This is a genomic window from Mycobacteriales bacterium (genome assembly GCA_036497565.1).
GTDB lineage: Bacteria > Actinomycetota > Actinomycetes > Mycobacteriales > QHCD01 > DASXJE01.
The window spans coordinates 21,124-28,642 of record DASXJE010000013.1; the positions used below are offsets into that span (position 1 = coordinate 21,124).

The 7,519-nt window shown below is 72.7% G+C and carries 9 protein-coding genes and 2 rRNA genes; 2 read left to right on the forward strand and 9 right to left on the reverse strand.

The annotated features are described in order from the left end of the window. Positions 1–32: 32 nt before the first annotated feature. The 3 genes from VGH85_01085 to VGH85_01095 are packed head-to-tail and all read right to left on the reverse strand — an operon-like array spanning position 33 to position 1,918. A complete protein-coding gene (locus tag VGH85_01085; GenBank protein HEY2172385.1) occupies positions 33–935 on the reverse strand; it encodes an NAD kinase in 903 nt (300 codons plus the stop codon). After that, positions 932–1,732, reverse strand: a complete 801-nt coding sequence (locus tag VGH85_01090) for a TlyA family RNA methyltransferase (GenBank protein HEY2172386.1) — start codon at positions 1,730–1,732, stop codon at positions 932–934. The genes VGH85_01085 and VGH85_01090 overlap by 4 nt, the downstream gene beginning before the upstream one ends. Before the next feature lie 6 nt (positions 1,733–1,738). Continuing rightward, positions 1,739–1,918 carry a hypothetical protein gene (locus VGH85_01095; protein HEY2172387.1) on the reverse strand — a complete coding sequence of 60 codons (180 nt, stop codon included), beginning with the start codon at positions 1,916–1,918 and terminating at the stop codon, positions 1,739–1,741. Between the two features lie 133 nt (positions 1,919–2,051). Here VGH85_01095 and VGH85_01100 point away from each other — a divergent pair, with 133 nt between their 5' ends. Then, positions 2,052–2,390 (forward strand): hypothetical protein, encoded by a 339-nt coding sequence (locus VGH85_01100; protein ID HEY2172388.1) that lies wholly within the window; start codon positions 2,052–2,054, stop codon positions 2,388–2,390. 25 nt (positions 2,391–2,415) lie between these two features. Here VGH85_01100 and VGH85_01105 read toward each other — a convergent pair whose 3' ends face one another. Both VGH85_01105 and VGH85_01110 read right to left on the reverse strand, forming a co-directional pair. After that, positions 2,416–3,456, reverse strand: coding sequence for an HAD-IIA family hydrolase (locus VGH85_01105; protein ID HEY2172389.1), 1,041 nt, complete (start codon positions 3,454–3,456; stop codon positions 2,416–2,418). Positions 3,457–3,551: 95 nt separating this feature from the next. After that, positions 3,552–4,016 carry a tetratricopeptide repeat protein gene (locus VGH85_01110; GenBank protein HEY2172390.1) on the reverse strand — a complete coding sequence of 155 codons (465 nt, stop codon included), beginning with the start codon at positions 4,014–4,016 and terminating at the stop codon, positions 3,552–3,554. A 72-nt stretch (positions 4,017–4,088) separates the two neighbouring features. Here VGH85_01110 and VGH85_01115 point away from each other — a divergent pair, with 72 nt between their 5' ends. Beyond that, a complete protein-coding gene (locus VGH85_01115; protein HEY2172391.1) occupies positions 4,089–5,396 on the forward strand; it encodes a DUF1015 domain-containing protein in 1,308 nt (435 codons plus the stop codon). Here the strand turns inward: VGH85_01115 and VGH85_01120 are convergent. The 4 genes from VGH85_01120 to VGH85_01135 form a co-directional block, all read right to left on the reverse strand. Next, positions 5,381–5,800, reverse strand: coding sequence for a hypothetical protein (locus VGH85_01120; GenBank protein ID HEY2172392.1), 420 nt, complete (start codon positions 5,798–5,800; stop codon positions 5,381–5,383). The genes VGH85_01115 and VGH85_01120 overlap by 16 nt on opposite strands. 118 nt (positions 5,801–5,918) lie before the next feature. After that, complete coding sequence (locus VGH85_01125; protein ID HEY2172393.1) at positions 5,919–6,569, reverse strand: hypothetical protein; 651 nt, start codon at positions 6,567–6,569, stop codon at positions 5,919–5,921. Positions 6,570–6,933: 364 nt separating this feature from the next. Then, positions 6,934–7,050 (reverse strand): 5S ribosomal RNA (rrf, locus tag VGH85_01130). Between the two features lie 71 nt (positions 7,051–7,121). Continuing rightward, positions 7,122–7,519, reverse strand: a 23S ribosomal RNA gene (locus tag VGH85_01135); the annotation flags it as partial.

Below are 7,519 nucleotides of genomic sequence, written 5' to 3' on the forward strand. Positions count from 1 at the left end.
CGACCTCCGGGTGCGGTGACGTCGTTGCGACCCTAGCGCCGCCGGTCCCGGAAGCCCTTCACCGGCAACGCGAACTTCGCGACCAGCCGGTCGGTGAACACCCGCGAGTGCACCCGCACGATCCGCACCGACTGCACGCCCCGGCGTACTTCGACGCGGGACCCCGGCGGCACCGGGAGGGTACGGCGCCCGTCGCAGCAGAGCACCGCATCGTGCCCGTCGGCGAGCAGCCGCACGGCGAGCACCGAACCGGCCGAGGTGACCAGCGGCCGGGCGAAGAGCGCGTGGGCGTTGTTGGGGACCACGACCAGCGCCTCGACCGACGGCCAGGCGACCGGCCCGCCGGCGGAGAACGCGTAGGCCGTCGACCCGGTCGGTGTCGCGAACAGCACGCCATCGCAGCCGAAACTGGTGAGCGGGTGGTCGTCGATCTCGATGGACACCTCGATCATCCGCTCCGGGGCGGACTTCTCGACCGAGGCCTCGTTGAGCGCCCACGCGGTCACCGGTGGTCCGTCCGGTGGCTGCACCGTCACGTCGATGGTGAGTCGCTCCTCGACGTCGTAGTGCTTGTCGACGACCCGGGCGATGGTGTCGTCGAGTGCCTCGGGCTCGGCCTCGGCGAGGAAGCCGACTCGGCCGAGGTTGACGCCGAGGAGTCCGGCGCCGGTGGGTCGGGCCAGCTCTGCGGCGCGCAGGAAGGTGCCGTCGCCGCCCAGGACGAGCACGATCTCGGCGTCGTCGGCCGCGCAGTCGTCGGCGGCGACGACGCGCACGCCCTCGACGTGCAGGTCGCCGGCCTCTTCGTCAAGCACGCGCACCTCGAACCCGGCCGCGCCGAGCCGCCCGATGACGAGGCGGGCGAGGTCGACGATGTCCGACCGGCCGGTGTGGGTGACGAGCAGCGCGACGCGCGCCGGTCCGGAGGCACTCATGACGGCCCGGCGGCCACGGCGGCGGCGACCTCGTCGGGGGACGCCGGCGGTGCGTCGGCCCGCAGCCACAGGAAGTATTCGACGTTGCCGGACGGACCGGGCAGCGGACTCGCCACGACACCGGCCACGCCGTAGCCGAGTTCGGCCGCGGCATCGGCGACCGACAGGACCGCCCGGGCCCGCAGCGCGGGATCGCGGACGACGCCCCCCGACCCCACGTGCTCGCGGCCGACCTCGAACTGCGGCTTGACCATGGGCACCAGGTCGGCTCCGGGCCGGGCCACGCCGGCCAGCGCCGGGAGCACGAGCCGCAGCGAGATGAATGACAGGTCGGCGACGACGAGGTCGACCGGCCCGTCGATGAGGTCCACGGAGACGGCCCGGGCATTGGTGCGGTCGACGACGTGGACCCGCGGATCGGTGCGCAGCGGCCAGGCCAGCTGGCCGTAGCCGACGTCGAGCGCCACGACGCTCGCCGCCCCGCGGCGGAGCAGGACGTCGGTGAACCCCCCGGTGGACGCGCCGGCATCCAGGCAGCGCCGGTCGGCGACGACGAGCGAGCCGAACGCGTCGAGCGCGCCGGCCAGCTTGTGACCTCCCCGGGACACGTAGTCCGCGCCGTCGGTCGGCTCGGCGACCAGTACCGGCGTCGCGCGTTCGACGCCGGTCGCCGGCTTCGTCGCGACCTGACCGTTCACGCTGACCCGACCGGCGGCGACCAGCGCCGCGGCATGATCGCGGGATCGGGCCAGGCCGCGGCGTACCAGCTCGGCATCCAGGCGGGCCCGGCGCGCCACCGTCGACTAGCCCTCATCGAGGGACTCGAGCGACTCGACCAGCGCCGCGTGCACCTCGTCATAGACCGCGGCGTGCTGCTCCACCGGCAGGTCGGCGAGCGCGCCGAGCCGGCCGGTCAAGGCCCGCAGCCGGGCGATCGCCGGGTCCGGCAGCGACGAACCGTCCGGCAGCGCGTCTGCAACCATGCCCACTCCCTCGGGAACCGCAACGACTCGACCACGCTACCGCCCCACGCCGTCGCCGTCGGGAGGCCGACACCCGGTGCGATACCGTCAGCCCCGCCCGCCCGGTGACCGGGACGCCGAGGGAGTGCAGGTCATGGCCAGCGTCGAGGAGTGCGAGCAGGCGCTGCACCGGCTCGCCGGCCGGCTGCAGCGGGCCGACGGGGCCACCAAGGGGCGGATCGAAACCCGGAGCGTCGCCTGCCGGCTCACCGACTTGAGCGTCGTGTTCGCCGGAACCCTGCGCGACGGCGGTCTGCATGACATCACCCTGGCGCCCGAGTCCCCGAAGGCGCAGATCACGCTCACGATGACCAGCGACGACCTCTTGGCCCTCAGCGACGGCAGCCTGTCGCTGCCGTCGGCGTGGGCCGGCGGCCGGGTGCGGATCGACGCCGGCATCCTCGACCTGATCCGGCTGCGCAGCTACTTCTGACCCGGTCCGTCCGCGCAGCGGCCGTTCAGCCGCCGGTGAGTCCGAAGCCCGCCGCCACCTCGGTCGCGGCGGCGCCGCCCGGGCGCAGCCTGGGTGGCCGACCGGCCTCCCAGGCCGCGGCGCACAGCGCCCGCAGCGCATCCAGCCGATCCGGTCCGGTTCCGCTCAGCACGACCGCACCGTCGTCCGCAGCGGAGACCTGCCAGCCGCCGCACCGCCAGCCGCCACCGGATTCCCGCTGCGGCGCCGGGTGCGGCGTGAGCAGGCCGGTGAGGTCGGCGGCGAGGTAGGTCGGCCGGTGGACGGCCTCGGCGGCCAGCAGTTCGTCGGCCCCGGTCACGCCGGTCAGCACGAGCATGCTCGCCGAACCGGCGGCGTTGGCACCCTCGATGTCGGTGTCCAGCCGGTCACCGACAACCAGCGGGCTCCGCGCGCCGGTGCGGTCGACCGATTCCCGGTGCAGCGCCGGCTCCGGCTTGCCGGTGACCAACGGCCGGGCGCCGGTCGCCGCGGTGACGACCCCGACGAGGGCGCCGTTGCCGGGCAGCGCTCCGCGGGCCGACGGAAGCGTCGTGTCGATGTTGGTCGCGACCCACCACGCCCCGCGGCGTACCGCGACGGTCGCCTCGGCGAGGTCCCGCCAGCTGGTGTCCGGGGCGTAGCCCTGCACGACGGCGTCCGGCTCCTCGTCGGCGCTCGCGACGACGGCCAGACCTCGTCCGGTGACCTCCTGTCGAAGGGCGTCGGCGCCGACGACGAGGACCCGGGCACCGGCCGGAAGTTTCTCGGCCAGCACCCTGGCGGCGGCCTGGGCCGACGTGACGATCTCGTCCGTCTCGGCGCGTACGCCGACCTTGCCCAGCAGGGACGCCACCTCGACCGGGGTGCGGGAGGCGTTGTTGGTCACGAACGCCAGCCGCATCCCGCGCGAACGGGCCTGGGTGAGGGCGTCGGCCGCCCCGGGAACGGGGTCGTGGCCGACATAGATCACGCCGTCCAGGTCGAGCAGCGCGACGTCGTAGCGCTCGACGAGCGGCACGGTGGACCCCTGAAGCGGCTGCGGCACGCTGTTCCCCACGGTCGTCGGCTGGTTGGGCGGATCCGCCTGCCCCACCGTAAAGGGCCGCGCCGATGGCCTCGCCGCTAGCCTCGCCGCGAGTCCTATTTGCGGGCGGCCGAGAGCGCCGCCCGGGCGCCGCGCAACGCGGTGGCGTAGTGGGTGATGTCGGGGCGCATCGCGGCAGCCAGGGCGAGGTGCTCGACCGCGCCCTGCAGGTCGCCGGTCTTGGCGTCGGCGAGGCCGAGCCCGAACTGTGCGTAGTCATCGGCGGGGTTGACCGAGACGATCCAGGCGAAGCTCTCGACCGCCTGCTCGAACTGTCCGGAGTCGAACTGCGCCCGGGCCAGCGCCTCACGGACGCTGCGGGACTCCGGTTCGGCTTCTGCGGCGTGCTCGATCAGCGTGACCGCGGCCGCCGGGTTGCCGCCTTCGAGCAGCTCCACACCGCGGATGTACCAGTCGTAGACCTCGCCCTGCGGCACCACGTCAGGTGGCGGCGGCGGTAGGTCGTCATAGGGGCGCCGGACCGGCTCCTCGTCGTACCCGTTTCGGCTGTACTCGGCCACCGGCGATCACTCCTCCCCGCCCGGCCGCAGCGCCGGGCTCGACGCTGTTCACCGGACACCTACGATGCGGCCATGACCGCCGTCGATCACGTGCCGTCCGACTCGTCCATCCCCTCTCCCGGTGGCCTCGTGCTGGCCCCGTTTCGCGCGCTGCGCTACGCGACGACCGAACCTCGGCACCTCGCGCGGCTGCTCAGCCCGCCCTACGACGTGATCGACCCCGCATCGCGCACGGCGCTCGAGGAGGCCGACCCACACAACTTCGTTCGCCTCATACTCCCACGCGATGACCGCGGAGGCGGACTCAGCCGCTATCAGCGCGCGGCGCGGACCCTCGAGGAGTGGCGGTCGACCGGCGTCCTGGTCACGGATCGTGAGCAATCGCTCTACATCTACGAGATGGCGTCGGGCGGCACGGTGACCCGCGGCCTGCTCGGCGCCGCCGGGCTGGCCGCGCCGGAGGCCGGCATCATCCTGCCGCACGAGAACACCATGACCGGTACGGTCAGTGACCGGCTCGCGCTGACCGAGGCGACGGCCGCCAACCTCGAACCGATCTATCTGGTCTACGACGGCGGCGGGGCGGCGTCTTCCGTGGTGGCCGAGGTCGACTCCCGCGAGCCCGAGATGCAGGCCACCACCGAGGACGGGATCCGTCACCGGCTGTGGTCGGTGACCGATCCGGAGGCGCTCGCGGCGGTGGCCGCGGATCTGCTGCCCCGGCACGCGCTCATCGCCGACGGGCATCATCGCTACGCGACCTACCTCGCCTACCAGGCCGATCGGCACGCGCGCGGCGACGGGCCGGGGCCGTGGGACTTCGGACTGGTCTATCTGGTGGACGCCCGCGCGTTCGGCCCGCGGGTCGAGGCGATCCACCGGGTCATCGCCGGGCTTCCGCTCGACCAGGCGGTGCGCGCGGCCTCCGCCGCCTTCACCGTGACCCGCCTCGAACCGGAGCCGGACTCCGCGCTGCAGGCGCTCGCCGACGCCGGCCGGGACGGGCCCGCCTTCGTCCTCAGCGACGGCGACCGCTGGCACCTGCTCACCCGGCCCGACCCGGCGCAGCTCGCCGCCGCCGTACCCGACGACCACGCCCCCGCCTGGCGGGAGCTCGACGTGACCGTCGCCCACCGGCTGTTGATCGGGCAGTTGTGGCGGCTCGACGACCGGGAGGGCATCGTCGACTTCGAGCACGACCTGAAAGCGGCGCTGGCCACGGCACGGGCGGCCGGGGGCACCGCGTTGATCCTCCGTCCCACCCCGGTGGACCAGGTCGCGGCGGTCGCGGCGGCCGGGGAACGGATGCCCCGCAAGTCGACCTTGTTCACCCCCAAGCCCCGCAGCGGCCTGGTCCTCCGGCGTTACGACGCGTCATAGGCCGCGCCTGCCGTCCGCACCCGACGGGCCCGCCGGACCTCCACCTCGCACCGGCTGGCGGGACCGCCCGGTGAACGCCAGAACCGACGGCGTAGCGCGCCCTCCACCTCGATCACGTCGCCGGGCTGCCAACGCAGGGACTGCCGCCGGACGCCACCGACCCAGGTGAGGCAGTCGATGGTGTCGACAGTGGGGGCGCCGGCGCGCGCGGTCGCTGGGCGGCGGATCACCAGCCGCCACGTCGCGCAGACGTCGCCGCTGGGCAGTTCGCGCTCGACGGCCGCCGCGGACAGGCGGCCCACCAGCCGCACGTCGTTGCAGTGATCGGATCCGGAATCGACGCCATTCGCCTTACGCGCAGGCGGATTGCGGGTCGAGGAGGTCGCGGCGTTCTTGGTGGTCATGCACGCAGCCTGCTCGTCGGTACGGACGACGGCGAGAAGCCAACACCGATCTGTGGACGCCGGACGGCGCTGTGGACGGACGCTTGACGTCGTCGGCTCCACCGTGCGCCGGCAGGTCTCATTGCTTCGGCGGCGTGCTCCCGGCGAGGTCGCGGTAACGCTGATCGGCGTCGGTCGTCTCGTCGCCATCGATATCCCGCACCGAGCCGAACCACCGCAGCGCCTCCTCGGTGCGCCCGGCACGCTCGAGGGTGTCGGCGTAGGCGTACCAGAGGCGGTGGGTCCAGTCCTCGACGCCGGTCGCGTCGAGCTCGGGGCCCTGCAGGGCCAGCAGTGCGGCGTCGAGTTGGCCGAGGTCTTTGCGCGCCCCGGACTCGACGATCATCATCTCGATCTTGGTGGACGTGGGCAGCGCGGCGACCGCCGGATCACGGCTCACCTCGAGCGCCCGCTCGGGCCGCCCCAGCGCCCGTTCGCAGTCGGCGATCATGGGCAGCACCGCGGCGTCGCCGTTCATCCGGCGGGCCGCACGCAACTCGGTCAATGCTTCGGCCCACTCGCCGGACAGATAGGCCGCGATCCCCACCGCCTCCCGCACGACGGGAAGCCGCCCGCCCATTCGGCGTGCCGCGCGGGCGTGCAGCAGCGCCGCCGCCGGGTCCTCGTCGATCAGGCGCGCTGCGGCTGCAAGCTGCGCGCCCACGCGCTCGGCGACCGGCGCGGACAGGCTGCGCAGCTCCTGGCGGACCTCCTTGTCGAGTTCCCGCACATCGATGTCGTCGGGAACCGCAGGGTCCGGGACCGTCGCGCCGCGCCGGCTACCGCCCCGCTGGCGTGGGTCGCGGTCACCGGGCGGGCCGGCGCGCCGCTCACCGCCTGCGCCGCCCGGACGGTCGGGGCGGCCACGCTCGGTACGGCCGTGCTCTGCACGACCGCCGTAGCCATGTCCACCGTCGCCGCGGCCGCGGTCCTGACGACCCCGATCAGCCCGACCGCGGTCGGTGCGAGCCCGATCCTGGCGGCCTCGGTCGTTGCGGCCGGACCGGCCTCCGGATCCTCTTTCGGGCATCTGCCCCTCCGCTAAAGACAACGATGGGGGTCACTCACGAATGAGTGACCCCCATCGGGAAGATGTCCGGCGGCGACCTACTCTCCCACGTGGTCCCCCACGCAGTACCATCGGCGCTGAAAGGCTTAGCTTCCGGGTTCGGAATGGGACCGGGCGTTTCCCTTTCGCCATGACCGCCGTAACTCTATGGAGATGTGGTTACACAACCGCACCTCGGGAACCGCACAGTGGACGCGTAGCAAGTAATTGTTATGTGGCAAGTCCTCGGCCTATTAGTACCGGTCAGCTCCATGCGTTACCGCACTTCCACATCCGGCCTATCAACCCGATGGTCTCGTCGGGGGCCTTACTCCACAAAGGGATGGGAGACCTCATCTTGAAGCAGGCTTCCCGCTTAGATGCTTTCAGCGGTTATCCCTACCGAACGTAGCCAATCAGCAGTGCCGTTGGCACGACAACTGACACACCAGAGGTTCGTCCGTCCCGGTCCTCTCGTACTAGGGACAGCCCTTCTCAAGTCTCCTGCGCGCGCGGCGGATAGGGACCGAACTGTCTCACGACGTTCTAAACCCAGCTCGCGTACCGCTTTAATGGGCGAACAGCCCAACCCTTGGGACCTACTCCAGCCCCAGGATGCGACGAGCCGACAT

Coding starts and splice junctions, on each gene's coding strand:
- VGH85_01085 (HEY2172385.1), bottom strand. CDS start 935: ATGAGTGCCTCCGGACCGGCGCGCGTCGCGCTGCTCGTCACCCACACC.
- VGH85_01095 (HEY2172387.1), bottom strand. CDS start 1,918: ATGGTTGCAGACGCGCTGCCGGACGGTTCGTCGCTGCCGGACCCGGCG.
- VGH85_01100 (HEY2172388.1), top strand. CDS start 2,052: ATGGCCAGCGTCGAGGAGTGCGAGCAGGCGCTGCACCGGCTCGCCGGC.
- VGH85_01115 (HEY2172391.1), top strand. CDS start 4,089: ATGACCGCCGTCGATCACGTGCCGTCCGACTCGTCCATCCCCTCTCCC.
- VGH85_01120 (HEY2172392.1), bottom strand. CDS start 5,800: ATGACCACCAAGAACGCCGCGACCTCCTCGACCCGCAATCCGCCTGCG.